Genomic DNA, 14,049 nt, shown 5'->3' with positions numbered 1-14,049 from the left:
ACCTCGGAGGGCTGTAATGTGGGTGTTACGGTGGCGACGGTCCGCCGGCGCGGTGGTCGGCCCACCGCCGGTCCCGCGCCCGGTCAGTAGAACGAGCGAGCGCTGGCCTTCCACTCCTCGCCGCGTCGGACGTCTTTCGGCCAGCGGCTCCGACCCATCGACTTCATCCGCCCGGCGAGTGTCCACGCGTCCACGCTGTCGGGTTCGTCGTCCTCGGCGGCAGCCGCGGCCGCGGCGACCTGCCGGTCGTGGAGGTGCGCGCCGACCGCCGAGGCGATGGCCGCGGCCTCGGTCTCGCCGGCGTCCGCCGGGATCGACAGCGACACTTCCTCGCCGTCGACGGTGAGCGTCACGGTCCCGTCGTTCGGTCCGCCGCTCGGTCCCTCGGCGGTCGCGTCGGCGTTCGATTCCTCGCCGTCGGAGAGTGCTGATTCGGCCATTACAGTGGGATGTTACCGTGGTCTTTCGGCGGGCTGTCCTCGCGCTTGCGTTCGAGCATCTCCAGGTCGCGGACGAGCCGTTTGCGCGTGTCCTTCGGCTCGATCACGTCGTCGAGGTACCCGCGCTTGGCCGGGCCGTAGGGGTGGGCGAACTCCTCGCGGAACTCGTCCATCAGCTCCTGGCGGCGCTCGTCGGTGTTCTCGGCCTGCTGGAGCTCCTTCCGGTAGAGGATGTTGACCGCGCCGCGCGGGCCGAGGACGGCCATCTCCGAGGCGGGCCAGGCATAGTTCACGTCCGAGCCGAGGAACTTCGAAGACATGACGATGTACGCCCCGCCGTAGGCCTTCCGGACGACGACCGACAAAAGCGGCACCGTCGCCTCGGCGTAGGCGTAGATGAGCTTCGCGCCCCGGCGGATGATCCCGTTGTGCTCCTGGTCGGTCCCGGGCATGAACCCCGGCACGTCCACCAGCGAGACGATGGGGACGTTGAACGAGTCACAGGTGCGGATGAACCGGGCGGCCTTTTCCGAGGCGTCGATGTCCAGGGTCCCCGCGCTGACGCGGGGCTGGTTGGCGACGATGCCGACGACGCGGCCGTCCATGCGGGCGTAGCCGACGACGACGTTCCGTGCCCAGTTCTCGTGGACCTCGAAAAAGGAGTCCTCGTCGACCACGCGGTCGATCACCTCCGTCATGTCGTAGGGCTTGCGCGGCGCTTCGGGCACGATGTCGGTGATGCCGTCGAGTTCGCGGTCGGGGTCGTCCCAGGAGGCGACCCGCGGGGGGTCCTCCATGTTGTTCTGCGGGAGATACGACAGCAGCCGCCGGATGTCGTCCAGCGCCGCCTCCTCGTCCTCGCAGGCGAAGTGGGCGACGCCGGATTTCGTGGAGTGACTGCCCGCGCCGCCGAGTTCCTCCTTCGATACCTGCTCGCCGGTGACCGTCTCGATCACGTCCGGGCCGGTGATGAACATGTGGGAGGTGTCTTGCACCATGAACGTGAAGTCGGTCAGCGCCGGCGAGTAGGTCGCCCCGCCCGCACAGGGGCCCATGATCGCCGAGATCTGAGGGATCATCCCCGAGGCCTTCGTGTTGCGCTCGAAGATCTTGGCGAACCCGACGAGCGAGTCGACGCCCTCCTGGATCCGCGCGCCGCCGGAGTCGTTGAGCCCGACGACCGGGACGCCCGCGTCGACCGCCCGGTCCATCACCTTGCAGATCTTGTCGGCGACGACCTCCCCCACGGAGCCCCCCAGGACGGTAAAGTCGTGGGCGAAGACGAACACTTTCCGGCCGTTCACGTCGCCGTAGCCGGTGACGACGGCGTCGCCGGGGAACTCCTTCTCGTCCATGCCGAAGGAAGTCGCCCGGTGCTCGACGAACGCGTCGACCTCGGCGAACGTCCCGTCGTCGAGGAAGTACTCGACGCGCTCGTGGGCGGTCATCTTCCCGCGGTCGTGCTGGCGCTCGATGCGGTCCTCGCCGCCGCCGAGCCGCGACTCCTCCCGTCGCCGGCGAAGCTCTTCGAGAGCCGTCTCCTCGTCCGCCGTCTCGGTCTCTTCGGCGGAGGCGTCCGATGCGTCGGAATCCGTTGCGTCCTCTGTCTCTTCCTGGCTCATCTCACCACTCCATGCCGCCGTTGACGCCGATTACCTGCCCGGTCATGTAGCTCGACTCCTCGCTGGCGACGAACGAGACGATCCCGCAGATGTCCTCGACCGTGGCGAACCGGTCGAGCGGGATCTCACGCAGGATCTTCTCCTGGACGCGCTCGGGCACCTCCTCCAGCATGTCGGTCTCGACGAAGCCGGGCGCGATGCAGTTGGCGGTCGACCCCGAGGAGGCCATCTCCAGAGCGAGCGTGCGCGTGAACCCGAACAGGCCCGACTTCGTAGTCGCGTAGTTGGCCTGGCCGTAGTTGCCCTGCTGACCGACGACCGACGAGATGTTGATCAGGCGGCCGTGGCGGCTCTCCTTGATGTCGTCGAAGAAGGTCTTCGTGCAGTTGTAGACGCCGCCGAGGTTGACGTTTATGACGGTGTCCCAGTCCTCCCGAGTCATGTACTCGAACTTCTTGTCGACGGTGACCCCGGCGTTGTTGACGAGCACGTCGACCGGGCCGAAGGCGTCGACGATCTCCTCGCGCATCGCCTGTACGTCGTCGAAGTCGGACACGTCCGCCTGCGCGGCGATCGCGGTTCCCCCCGCTTCCTCGATGGACTCAACGACCGCCTCGGCCTCCGCCGCCGACGAGCGGTAGTTGACTACCACGTCCGCGCCGCGGTCGGCGAGATCCTTCGCGATACCTCTGCCGATGCCACGGGAACTCCCCGTGACGAGACAGGTCTGGCCCTCCAGGTTCATGGACCTGCCCTCCGTTCGCGACGGTACCGAATCATATCTACAGTGCCCCCCGGAGACGGGTTAATAGTTCCCCTTGAAATAGTTACATAAATAGCTGGTACTGTCGTGCGACTGTTCTGAACGAAACGTCCGGTATACGGCGATCAGGGGGTCAAAGCGCCTGATGCGTCCACAGTGTAAACGTGCGTGATAGGAACTACTTCCCACGTGGGCACGGGCACTGTCTCCGGCGCTCGCTCGCCGTTCGCCCGACAACGACAGTTATTTTAGGGCGACCTAAAGAAATACGGGCGAGAGAAACCGATGCCCGGAGATATCTGCGTCGTGGTGCCGACGATCCGCGAGTACGAGTGTGTGCGAGCCTACGCCGAGAACGCGCGCGAACACGGGTTCGACCTGGACCGTCTGCAGTTCGTCCTCGTCACGGAGGACTTCTGCGACACCGACGAGATGCGGGCGATGCTCGACGAGGAGGGGCTGTCCGGCGGGGTGTTCGACGGGAGCCGCCGCGAACAGTGGTATCGCGACCACGGGGTCGCCGACTACGAACACGTCGTCCCCGCTGCGAGCCACGCCGAGACGAGCTTCGGACTGCTGTATATGTGGGCCGGCGACTACGAGATCGGCTTCTTCATCGACGACGACACGCTGCCCCACGAGGGCGTGGACTTCTTCGGTCGCCACCTCGACAACCTCGCCTACGAGGGCGAGATCACCGAAGTGTCCTCCGACGAGCGCTGGGTGAACGTCCTCTACCAGAACGTCGACGACCACGAGCTGTACCCCCGCGGGTACCCCTACAGCGCGATGGACGAGGCTGTCGAGACCGAAACGACGGAGGTCTCGGACGTGGTCGCTTCCCAGGGCCTGTGGACGAACGTCCCCGACCTCGACGCCGTCCGCATCCTCATGGATGGGGACCTGCAGGGCCAGGCACAGACGCGGCTCACGGCCGAGGACTACGGCGAGGACTTCGTCGCCGCGCGCGGGAACTACCTCACCGTCTGCTCGATGAACCTCGCCTTCCGCCGGGAGGTGATCCCCGCGTTCTACCAGCTTCCGATGGACGACAACCCGTGGGACGTAGGTCGGTTCGACGACATCTGGTCGGGCGTGTTCCTCAAGCGCGCCTGCGACGTGCTCGGCACGCGCATCTACAACGGCGCACCCCTCTGCGAGCACAACAAGGCTCCTCGGTCGACGTTCGGCGACCTGAACAACGAGGTCCCGGGCCTCGAACTCAACGAACACGTCTGGGAAGTCGCCGACGCGGTCGGCGGCGACGGCGAGACGTACGCTGGCGTCTTCGCGGCGATCGCCGACGAGCTCGCCGAGAGCGAGTTCGACTACGAGAACGGCGAGTTCCTGAACTTCGTCGGCGAATACATGCGCGACTGGCTCGCCTGCCTCGACGAGATCGACGGGATCGACGCCGAGACACCGACCGCCGACCCCGTCGCCACCGACGACTGAGCGCGACGATACCGGGAAGTTTTTATTTCTTTAGGTAGGCCTAAACCATATGGCCGAGGACACAGGATTCGGGCGGCGTCGGTTCGTGAAGGCACTCGCGGCGGGATCGGCGGTCGGGTTAGCCGGGTGCGGCCTCGCGCCCGGGTCGGGTACGGCCACCGAATCCGGTGACGGGGGCACGAACGCCGAGATCCCGTCGCTCACGGAGTTCCGCGGGTCGGGGACGCTCGCGTCGGGCCGACCGGCGCCGGACGGGACTTCGATCCAGGACCTGCCGGACCTATCGGGCGACCTCAATCTCTACATCGGCGGCGGCGAAGGCGGCATCTACTACCAGTTCGTCGAGATGCTCCAGGATATCTACCCCGAGTTCACGGTGTTCTCCTCGGACGCGGGGTCGTCCTCGCTCGCCCAGACTATCGTCGACGAGGTCGAGGCCGGCGCCGCCCAGGCCGACGTGTTCTGGTCGATCGACGCGAGTTCGCTCGGCTACGTCGCGAACAACGACGCCTACGAGCCGCTGCCCGACGAGGCGATCGAGTCGGTCCCGTCGGAGTTCCGCGGCGACGACAACGCGTGGGTCGGCGTCGCCGGCCGCGCGCGGTCCGTTCCGTACAACACCGACGAGCTGAGCGAGAGCGATATCCCCGACAACGTCGCGGACTTCCACGACACCGACGCCCTCCAGGACGGGATGGGCTGGGCGCCGACCTACGGGGCGTTCAAATCGTTCGTCACGGCGATGCGACTCCAGCGCGGACCCGACATCGCTCAGCAGTGGCTCGAATCGATGCAGGAGTCGGGGATCGTTCGCCGAGGCAACGAGTACGTCGTCTCCCAGCAGGTCGCGGACGGCACGCTGTCGGCCGGGTTCGCGAACCACTACTACGCGATGCGCGTGCTGAACCAGCGGCCCGACGCTCCCATCGACCTGGCGTTCACCAGCGGCGACGCCGGCGCGCTGGTCAACGTCGCCGGCGCGCTCGCGGTCCAGGGCACCGAGAAGGCCGACCTCGTCGCGAACTTCGTGCGTCACCTCCTCTCGGCGGAGGCCCAGGAGTTCTTCGCCACCGTGAGCTTCGCCTACCCGATGATCCCGGGCGTTCAGCCGGTCGGCGGCCTGCCGACGGTCGACGAACTCAACCCCCCGGACATCGACCTGGCGGAACTCGCGAACCTCCAGCCCACCCTCGACCTGATGCGGGAGGCGGGCGTCCTGTAGATGAGCGTTCGCGAGCGCGTCGGACCGGCGAGCGACCTCCTCCCCGAGGACGGAGTAAACGCTCTCTACGCCGTGCTCGCGACGCTGCTGGCGTTCGCGCTGGTCGCGCCGCTGGCCTGGCTGGCCGTCGACGCTGCCGGCCTGGGGAGCGAGGCGCTCGACTTCTTCGTGGCCTCGGAAACGCTCGCGGTGCTCGTTCGCAGCGTCGCGCTCGTCGCCGTCGTCACCGCCGGCGGCGTCGCGATCGGCGTCCCGCTGGCGGTGCTGACCGTCCAGGCGTCGATCCCGTTTCGCCGGTTCTGGACGGTGCTGATCGCCCTGCCGCTGGCGGTCCCGAGCTACCTCGGCGCGTTCGCCGCGATCTCCGCGTTCGGCCCTTCGGGTCCGCTCTCGACGGCGCTGGGCGTTCCGCTCCCGGCGGTCGAGGGGTTCGCCGGGGCCGCGATCGTCCTCACGCTGTACACCTATCCGTACATCTTCCTCACGACGCGGGCGTCGCTGCTCTCGCTGGACGCGTCGCTGGTCGAGGCGGCGCGGACGCTCAACTGCGGGCGCCTGGCGGCGTTCCGCCGGGTGACGCTCCCGCAGATCCTCCCGGGGATCGCGGCGGGGGCGCTACTGGTCGCGCTGTACGCCCTCGCCGACTTCGGGACGCCGAATTTCATGAACCTCGAAGTGTACACGCAGTTCATCTACAGCCGCCACCGGGCGGGCTTGGGCGGGTACGCCGCGCTGCTCTCGCTGCAGCTACTCGCCGTCACCGGCGTCATCCTCGCCGCCGAGTCCGCCATCGGTGCCGACGACTCCGGCGCCTACGCCAGCCGCGGCAACCGCGGCGCGGCCGAACTCGACCTCGGTGCGTGGCGCTACCCCGCGATGGCGCTGCCCGCGCTGGTCGCCACCGCCGCGCTGGTGCTCCCGATCGGGATCTTCGCGTTCTGGCTGCTGCGGGGCGGTCCCGGCTACGAGTTCGCGCAACTGACGTTCTCGTGGACCTACGGCTGGAACTCGGTGAAGGTCTCGCTCGTGGCGGCGGTCGCGTCGATCCTCGTCGCTCTCCCGATCGCGCTGCGCTCGGCGACGGCCGACTCGAAACTGTCGTCGCTGGCGGCGCGAGTCCCCTACGTCGGCTACGCGACGCCGGGGATCGTGCTGGCCATCGCGTTGATCTCCTTCACGCTGAACGCGGCTCCGTCGCTGTACGAGCTGGGCCGCGACACGGTCGCGCTGGTCGTGTTCGCATACGTCGTCCGGTTCATGCCCCAGGCCATCGGCTCGATTCAGACCTCGACGATGCAGGTCGACGGCCGGCTCATCGAGGCCGCGCGCACGCTGGGCCGATCGCGGTTCGAGGCGTTCCGCGCCGTGACGTTCCCGCTCATCGTCCCCGGGATCGTCACCGGCGCGGCGCTCGTGTTCCTCACGTCGATGAAGGAACTCCCGGCGACGCTGCTGTTGCGGCCGTTCGGCTTCGACACGCTCGTCACGTTCATCTGGCGCGCGGAGGAGGCGGGCCTGTACGGCCAAGCCGCCGTCCCAGCCTTCGTCCTCGTCGTCGTCTCGGGCCTCTCGATGGCTGTGCTTTTGGCCCAGGAGGACGACTGATAGGACAAGAGTTCCGACGATGATCGAGCAAACAGTTCCCTCGGCGGCCGACGACCGCGTGCGGACCGACGACGAGCACGACGGCGAGCCGGTGCTGAATCTCGACGGCGTCACTCGCGAGTTCGGGGTCGAGACCGCCGTCGACGAGCTGTCGCTGTCGGTCTACGAAGGGGAACTGCTCACGCTGCTGGGGCCGTCGGGCTGCGGGAAGACGACGACGCTCCGCCTGCTCGCCGGCCTCGACCGCCCCGACGGGGGCACCATCCGCGTGGACGACGACATCGTCGCCGGCCCCGACAGATTCGTCGCGCCCGACGACCGCGACGTGGGGCTGGTCTTCCAGTCCTTTGCCCTGTTCCCGCACCTCACCGTCGGCGAGAACGTCGCCTTCGGTATCGACGACTGGCCCGCCGACGAGCGCGAGGCCCGCGTCGAGGAGCTGCTCGACCTGGTGAACCTCGCCGACTACCGCGAGGGGTCGCCGGACGACCTGTCGGGCGGCCAGCGCCAGCGCGTCGCGCTCGCCCGCTCGCTCGCGCCCGAACCGGACGTGCTGCTGCTCGACGAGCCGTTCTCGAACCTCGACGTGAGCCTCCGCGTCGAGATGCGCGAGGAGGTCCGCCGGATAATCAAGGAGACCGGCGTCACCGCCGTCTCCGTGACCCACGACCAGGAGGAGGCACTCTCCATCTCCGACCGCGTGGCCGTCATCCACGACGGGAGCGTCGAACAGGTCGGTCGGCCGGAGGTCGTCTTCGAGCAGCCCGAGTCGCGGTTCGTCGCCGAGTTCCTCGGCCAGGCCGGGTTCGTCTCCGGGACGCTCGACGACGGGAGCGTCGAGACGGACCTGGGGACGCTCCCGGCGGACGTGATCGAGGGGCTGGGCCGCGAGTACGCCGGCGCGCGCGTCGACGTGATGGTCCGTCCGGATGACCTCGTCGCGACGCCCGCCGACGAGGAGTCCTTCGAGGCCGCGGCCGACGCCGACCCCGGCAACGGCGAGATCGTCCACCGCCAGTACACGGGGCCGTCGTTCGTCTACCAGGTGACACTCGACGGCGGCGACCACGTCTACTGCGAACACAACCACGCCGACGACCTCGCGCTGGACCAGCGGGTCCGCGTCGACCTCCGGGTCGACCACCCGCTGGCCTGGTTCCCCGCCGAATGATGCGCCGGCGGAGCGCGACCCTCGGAACGGCCGCGCTCGCGCTCGCTGGTGCCCTCCTCGTCTGGTTCGTCTCCACGACCCTCTTTCCGTACCACTCGCTGAACCACGACGAGGCCGTCTACCTCCAGCAGGCCGCGATGCTGCTGGAGGGCCAGCTCTACCTCGACCCGCCGGTCGAGGGGGTGTTCCGGCCGTGGTTCTTCGTCGACGCCGCCGAGGGCATGTACCCCAAGTACGCGCCCGTCCCCGCGGCGATGTTCGCCGTCGGGGAACTGCTCGGCGGCTACCGCCTGACGCTCGTCGCGGTCGCCGCCGGGAACCTGGCGCTGGCCGTCGGCGTCGTCCGCGAGGCCTTCGACGCGCGGACGGGACTGCTCGCGGCCGTCCTCGTGCTCGCCTCGCCGCTGTTCGTGATCTCTTCCTCGGTGTTCCTCCCCTACGCGCCGACGCACGTCCTGAATCTCGCGTTCGCGTACTGCTACCTGCGGGCCGACCGTATCGGGAGCCGGCGCTGGGCCGCCGCGGCCGGGGCGGCGGTCGGACTGGCCTTCTTCGCGCGGCCGTACACGGCGGTCCTGTTCGCGCTGCCGTTCGTCGGGCACGCGCTGTGGTCGCTCCGGGGCGAGATAGACGTCGCGCGGCTCCGCGCCCCGCTCGCGCTCGTCCGCGACTCCGACGCGGTGGGCCGACAGGCGACGACGGCGGCGCTGGGGCTGGCGGGCGTCGCGATCGCGCTCGGGTACAACGCCGTCGTGACCGGCCACGCGCTGACGTTCCCCTACGCGGCGTTCGCGCCGCTGGACGGCCTCGGCTTCGGTCAGCGTCGCATCCTGAACCACGAGGTCGCCTACACCCCCGAACTCGCGCTGGAAGCCAACGGTCGCGTACTCTGGATCTTCTTCGCGAAGTGGGTCGCCGGCGGGCTGGTCACCGCGGGGCTGGCAGGCCTCGGCGTCGCCGTCGCCGTCCGCCGGGGACTGACCGACCGACAGGCGCCGCTGGCCGGTCTCCTCGTCTCGATCCCCGTCGGCAACGTCTGCTTCTGGGGCAACTTCAACGTCCTCGGCGGTCTCGACACCGCTGGGGACGGCCTCGTGTCCGCGCTCGGGCCGTACTACCACTTCGACCTGCTGTTGCCCACCGCGGCGTTCGCGGCCGTCGCAGCGCTCGCGATAGCCGCCCGGGTCAGCGACGCGGTCGCGGCCCGCCCTGAGTTCGACGCGCGGACGGGTCGCGTCGCGGCCGCCGCCGCCGTCCTCGTCCTCGCTGGCGGCGTCGGAGCGGTCGCGGCCGACATCGCCCGCGAGCCCGTCGAGCGCAACGCGGAGGTGACCGACAGCTACGAGCGGGCCTACGAACCCTTCGAGGGCGGCCCGCCGGCGAACTCGCTCGTCCTCTTGCCCGACCCGTACGGGAACTGGCTCAATCACCCGTTCCAGGCCGTCCGCAACGACCCCGGCTACGACGGCCGGGCGGTCTACGCGATCGACGACCGGCCGTTCGCGACGGCCGACGCGTTCCCGAACCGGACGCTCCACCGGTACGTCTACCGCGGCGGCTGGGCGCCCTACGACGGGTCGCCCAGCGCCGCGCGCCTCCAGCGGGTCGAAGACGTGCGCGGCGACCGCCTGACGCTGACCGCGACCGTCGGCGTCCCGGCCGGGGCCGAGAGCGTCACGGTCCGCGTCGGCACCGGCGACGGGAGCGTCTACCGCGTCGCGAGCGCCGCGAACTCGTCGGTCGAGTTCCGACTGGTCGTCACCGACGAGCGCGTCGCGGTCGAGGGACTCGGCGGGCCCGCGAACGAGACGTTGACGATCGACGGCGTCGAGACGGTCCGCGCGAGCGCCTTCGTCGACTACGGCCCGGGCGGGAGCTTCAGCTACCGCTTCGACCTGCCGGTCGACGCGACCGACGGGCGGGTGCGCGCGCTCTCACCCGGCGTCGAACTCTGCCGCGGCGTCCGCTCGTGCGGTGGCGCGGCGGCGTACGTCCCGGAGACCGCGCCCGACGGCGTCACCGTCGAGACGGACCTGGCCGCGACGGACGGAGACACCTGACCACTCATGACCACCGACGACACGGAACTGACGCGACGCGACGCGATCGCCGCCCTCGCGGCGGCCGGAATCACCGGTAGCGCCGCGCTGGCGGGCTGTTCGACCACCGACGACGGCACACCGGCCGACGGCGAGACGCCGACGGCGGCTGCCACCGGGCCGCCACCGGACCCGCTCGAACGGCGCCACCTCGACGTGCTGACGGCCGCTGCGGAGGTGGTGTATCCGAGCGATCTCGACGGGATCGACGCGTTCGTCGAGACGTTCGTCGAGGGACGCGCGGCCGAGCGACCGGACCACGCGGCCGGCGTCGCCGAGGCAGCGGAACACGCCGTCGAGTGGACGCGCTCGTGGCTGGACGCCGAGTTTCCCGCGCTCGAACTCGACCGCCGCGAGGAAGCGTTGGACCGGATGGGTGCGCGCGAGGCGGAGCCGGACCCGGAGGGGTCGGACGCCGAGCGCGTCCGCTACTACCTGGTCAACGAGTTGCTGTTCGCGCTGTACGCCTCGCCGACCGGCGGCGAACTCGTCGGCATCGAGAACCCGCAGGGCCACCCGGGCGGCGCGGAGAGCTATCGGCGCGGGCCGCGGTGAAACGGAGACCCGCGCGCCCACTCAGCGCCGGCGTTCTTCGAGACAGACTTTCACGATCGACTTGGCGATGGCGGCGCCGCCGGCGAGCGGGTCGAGTTTCGTCTCGCCCGTGCGCTCGTCGTACTCGATGGGCACCTCGCGCACGTCGTAGCCCCGCATCAGGGGACGGACGAGCAGTTCGGCCGAGAGGCCGGTGTTCTCGGTCCAGGTGATCTCCTGGACAACCTCGCGGCGGTAGGCGCGCATCCCCGTCGTCGTGTCGTGGACGCGCTCGCCCAGCAGAGCGCTGGCGAGCAGAGCGAACGCGCGGTTGCCCTGGCGGTTGAACGCCGGCATCGCGTCGGCGCCGGGGGTGATCCGGTCGCCGCTGACCACGTCGGTGCCGTCGTTGACCAGTTCCAGGAACTCCGGCAGGGCCTCCATCGGGTAGGTGTCGTCGCAGTCGGTCGTGACAACGACGGGGCGGTCGGCCGCAAGCACCGCTTCCCGGACGGCCACGCCGTAGCCCTGGGGGTCCTGTTCGATGACGCGTGCGCCGTGTTCGCGAGCGATCTCCGGGGTTCGGTCGTCCGACCCGTCGACGCAGACCACGTTCGCTCGGCCGTCCGTCACCTCGTCGACGTCGTCGAGGACCGCGCCGATCGCCGCCTCCTCGTTGTACGTGCCCATCACGACCGTCACGTCGTCGAACGTGAACTCGCCGCCCGTCTCGGTCGCCCTCTCCATCCCTGACTCGACCGCAGCGTCGCCCGCGTTCGTCGTTCGACCGTCCGCGTTCTCGGCGTCGTCTTCGGCCACGTCAGTGCGCCCGTCCCGCTGTAGCTGACCCATTGCTCACCACTCTCGACTCGACCCTCTTGAGTTTTTAGGTTCGCCAAAAACAGGCGCTACGGTGGGTCGACGAAGTACTCGGTGACGAACTCGTCGTTGGGCGTCGCGCGGTCCCAGTAGTGTTCGAACAGGTCGCGGCCCCACTCCATGGCGCGGTCGTCCGCGGCTACTATCTCTGTCCGGGAGTCCCACTGGCCGTCGATGGTGGGCAGCGAGAGCATGATCTCCTCGTCGGTGACGGCGATGCCCACGTCCGCGTCGAGCACGCGGACGGCGGTCTCGGTCCACTGGTCGGCCTCGTCGGGCGAGTCGACGCGTTCGAGGGCGTCGAAGGCGACGCTCCTGTCGACCAGCAGTCGGGCCTCGGGCGAGTCGGGCATGACGGCCTCGTACTCGGCCTGATAGATCGGCGTCACGATGTCGACGTTCGCGCCGGCCCGGTCGACCCGGTCGCGGACCTCCCTGACGACCGCGTGAGGGTCGGTGTCTGAGGCGCGGACCACCTCGGCGCCGGCGAGTTCGGTCAGCCTGAGTCGGAACCGCCGCGGGAGCGCGGACACGTCGTGGCTCCGCCAGTAGTCGTCGGCGAGCAGTCGACAGAGGTTCCGCTGCTGTTCGATCAGGTCCGCGACCAGCTGTCCGCTCCCCGTCGCCGCCCAGCCCGCCTCCAGCGAGCGTACCAGCCCCTTGCGTTCGAGGTCGCTGACGGCGTTGTAGACGGCGGACTCGCTCGCCTCGACCGCGTCGATGAGCGCGCCCATCGACCGCCGCTCGGCGACGACCGCGAGCAGCACGTCCGTCCGAACCGACGACCCCAGCACGTAGCCCACGATCGACTCCGAACTCACCTCGCTTCCCCCCGCGACCGTCGAACGGGTCCGTCACTCGATACCATATCGGATTCCATACCCTTCGGAATCACTTCGCTCTTGCGGAACGATTTCTACGGGATGGAATTCTTTTCGGGTGAAAAGTTCAAGATTTATACCGTTGCGGGAGTGAGGACACAATGCGGTTCGATGGGGGATGTAGGGTCCCTGCTGGCCTCTCGACCTTGAGGGGGGAGAGCGGCTCGCTGGCGTTGTCCGCCCCGGCCCGGCCCACGTTCTTTCGGCCCTCCGCTCGCGAGCGTTCCGCCGTCCCGACGGTAGTCCGTCGACTCGACAGTCGGTGGATACCTCGACAGTCGGTCGATGATCCGCCTGTCAGTCGGCGGGTTCCGGTGGCGAGTCGCGGCCGATGCGGATCTCGAAGGATTCGATGTCTTCGAGCGCGGCGACCTGGCCGCCGACGGTGACTCGCCCCTCGTCCGTCTCGACGACGAGCGACGCCTCTTCGAGGCTGGACGTGATGCTGGCGTCGACGACCTTCCCCGCGACGACCAGCTCCTCGCCGGTCAGCACGTCCCGTCCCTCGATGGTCGCGTAGAACTCGCCGTCGAGGTCGACCATGTCGGCGATGGCGCGGCGGATCGTGCCGTAGCGCCGCGGGAACGTCAGCTCCTCGCCGTCCGTCCGGACCGTCTCGGCGGTGGTCCAGAGGACGGTGTTCATGAACATCGAGACGAGAAAGCCCAGCTCCGAGCGGTCGAAGATGACCCCGTAGCGGTCGGTGTCGCCCTTCAGGCTCTCGCGGGTGGCGTAGATCGAGTAGCGGCCGTCGGCGACGGCGACGACGGGCGTCGTGACGCCGCGGCGCTGCTTGACCGTGCTGGCGAGGTCGGCGTAGTCGAACTCCTCGGGCTCCGAGACCTCGGTCGCCGGCGAGATGAGGAGTTCGATGGCGACGCCGTCCTCGTACTGGCGGCGGAGCTGGCTCTCGAAGCGCTCCAGCAGCTCGGGCGTCAGCGAGAGCATCAGCTCGTAGTTGGCGGAGTCGATGACCTCGGAGAGATACCGGAGGATCGTGGGCCGGGACTTGACGAGCGAGACCGCCTCCGTGCCGCGGGCGGGCTGGGTGTACTGCTGTTCGAGCCCGTCGACGAGGGTGTCCAGCGACTCCTGGAGGTCGTCGAACGCCTCGGCGGGGTCGAGCGCCAGCACTTTCATCGGCCGCGACTCCTGCAGTTCGACGAGGCCGATGTCGCTCAGGCTGCGGACCGTGTCGTAGACGCGCGGCTGGGGGATGTCCGTGTAGTCGGCGATCTCCGACGCCGTGACCTGTCCGTGTTCGAGGATCGTGAGGTACGCCTTGGCTTCGTACTCCCCGAAATTGAACCGCTCGGAGACGGCTTCGAGCGAGGCGAGGAGGTCGTCACCAGCCATGTCGGTTCCCTCTTTCGCCACC

12 protein-coding genes are annotated in these 14,049 nt (G+C 69.1%); 6 read left to right on the top strand and 6 right to left on the bottom strand.

The features are described 5' to 3' along the window. Positions 1-83: 83 nt before the first annotated feature. Genes C475_RS13870 through fabG form a run of 3 tightly spaced genes read right to left on the bottom strand, consistent with a single transcriptional unit; the run spans position 84 to position 2,807 of the window. Complete coding sequence (locus tag C475_RS13870; protein ID WP_006884478.1) at positions 84-440, bottom strand: hypothetical protein; 357 nt, start codon at positions 438-440, stop codon at positions 84-86. Further along, positions 440-2,062 (bottom strand): acyl-CoA carboxylase subunit beta, encoded by a 1,623-nt coding sequence (locus C475_RS13865; protein ID WP_006884477.1) that lies wholly within the window; start codon positions 2,060-2,062, stop codon positions 440-442. Before C475_RS13865 ends, C475_RS13870 begins: the two co-directional genes overlap by 1 nt. Position 2,063: 1 nt before the next feature. After that, entirely contained in the window at positions 2,064-2,807 is a 744-nt protein-coding gene (fabG, locus tag C475_RS13860; RefSeq protein WP_006884476.1) for a 3-oxoacyl-[acyl-carrier-protein] reductase, read from the bottom strand. Positions 2,808-3,110: 303 nt separating this feature from the next. On the opposite strand from fabG, the gene C475_RS13855 reads away from it, so the two are divergent. The 6 genes from C475_RS13855 to C475_RS13830 are packed head-to-tail and all read left to right on the top strand — an operon-like array spanning position 3,111 to position 10,932. Continuing rightward, positions 3,111-4,280 (top strand): alpha-1,4-glucan-protein synthase, encoded by a 1,170-nt coding sequence (locus C475_RS13855; protein WP_006884475.1) that lies wholly within the window; start codon positions 3,111-3,113, stop codon positions 4,278-4,280. Between the two features lie 49 nt (positions 4,281-4,329). After that, a complete protein-coding gene (locus C475_RS13850; RefSeq protein ID WP_006884474.1) occupies positions 4,330-5,502 on the top strand; it encodes an extracellular solute-binding protein in 1,173 nt (390 codons plus the stop codon). Next, positions 5,503-7,107 (top strand): ABC transporter permease, encoded by a 1,605-nt coding sequence (locus tag C475_RS13845; RefSeq protein ID WP_006884473.1) that lies wholly within the window; start codon positions 5,503-5,505, stop codon positions 7,105-7,107. A 19-nt stretch (positions 7,108-7,126) separates the two neighbouring features. Beyond that, the gene (locus C475_RS13840) at positions 7,127-8,278 is read left to right on the top strand and encodes an ABC transporter ATP-binding protein (protein WP_006884472.1); all 1,152 of its coding nucleotides are present in this window, start codon (positions 7,127-7,129) and stop codon (positions 8,276-8,278) included. Beyond that, positions 8,278-10,338, top strand: coding sequence for an ArnT family glycosyltransferase (locus C475_RS13835; RefSeq protein WP_006884471.1), 2,061 nt, complete (start codon positions 8,278-8,280; stop codon positions 10,336-10,338). Before C475_RS13840 ends, C475_RS13835 begins: the two co-directional genes overlap by 1 nt. A gap of 6 nt (positions 10,339-10,344) precedes the next feature. After that, positions 10,345-10,932: a gluconate 2-dehydrogenase subunit 3 family protein gene (locus C475_RS13830; protein ID WP_006884470.1), complete on the top strand. Its 588-nt coding sequence runs from the start codon at positions 10,345-10,347 to the stop codon at positions 10,930-10,932. A gap of 21 nt (positions 10,933-10,953) precedes the next feature. Here C475_RS13830 and C475_RS13825 read toward each other — a convergent pair whose 3' ends face one another. The 3 genes from C475_RS13825 to trmB all read right to left on the bottom strand — a co-directional run bounded on the left by C475_RS13825 (position 10,954) and on the right by trmB (position 14,027). Beyond that, positions 10,954-11,658, bottom strand: coding sequence for a dolichyl-phosphate hexose transferase (locus tag C475_RS13825; protein ID WP_193366312.1), 705 nt, complete (start codon positions 11,656-11,658; stop codon positions 10,954-10,956). Between the two features lie 161 nt (positions 11,659-11,819). Then, entirely contained in the window at positions 11,820-12,611 is a 792-nt protein-coding gene (locus C475_RS13820) for a helix-turn-helix transcriptional regulator (RefSeq protein ID WP_006884468.1), read from the bottom strand. Between the two features lie 357 nt (positions 12,612-12,968). Further along, complete coding sequence (trmB, locus tag C475_RS13815; RefSeq protein ID WP_006884467.1) at positions 12,969-14,027, bottom strand: HTH-type sugar sensing transcriptional regulator TrmB; 1,059 nt, start codon at positions 14,025-14,027, stop codon at positions 12,969-12,971. Between the last annotated feature and the right edge of the window lie 22 nt (positions 14,028-14,049).

This window comes from Halosimplex carlsbadense 2-9-1 (genome assembly GCF_000337455.1).
Taxonomy (GTDB): domain Archaea; phylum Halobacteriota; class Halobacteria; order Halobacteriales; family Haloarculaceae; genus Halosimplex; species Halosimplex carlsbadense.
The sequence above is the reverse complement of the archived record's forward strand: the minus strand, read 5'-3'. Positions and strand labels throughout refer to the sequence as shown.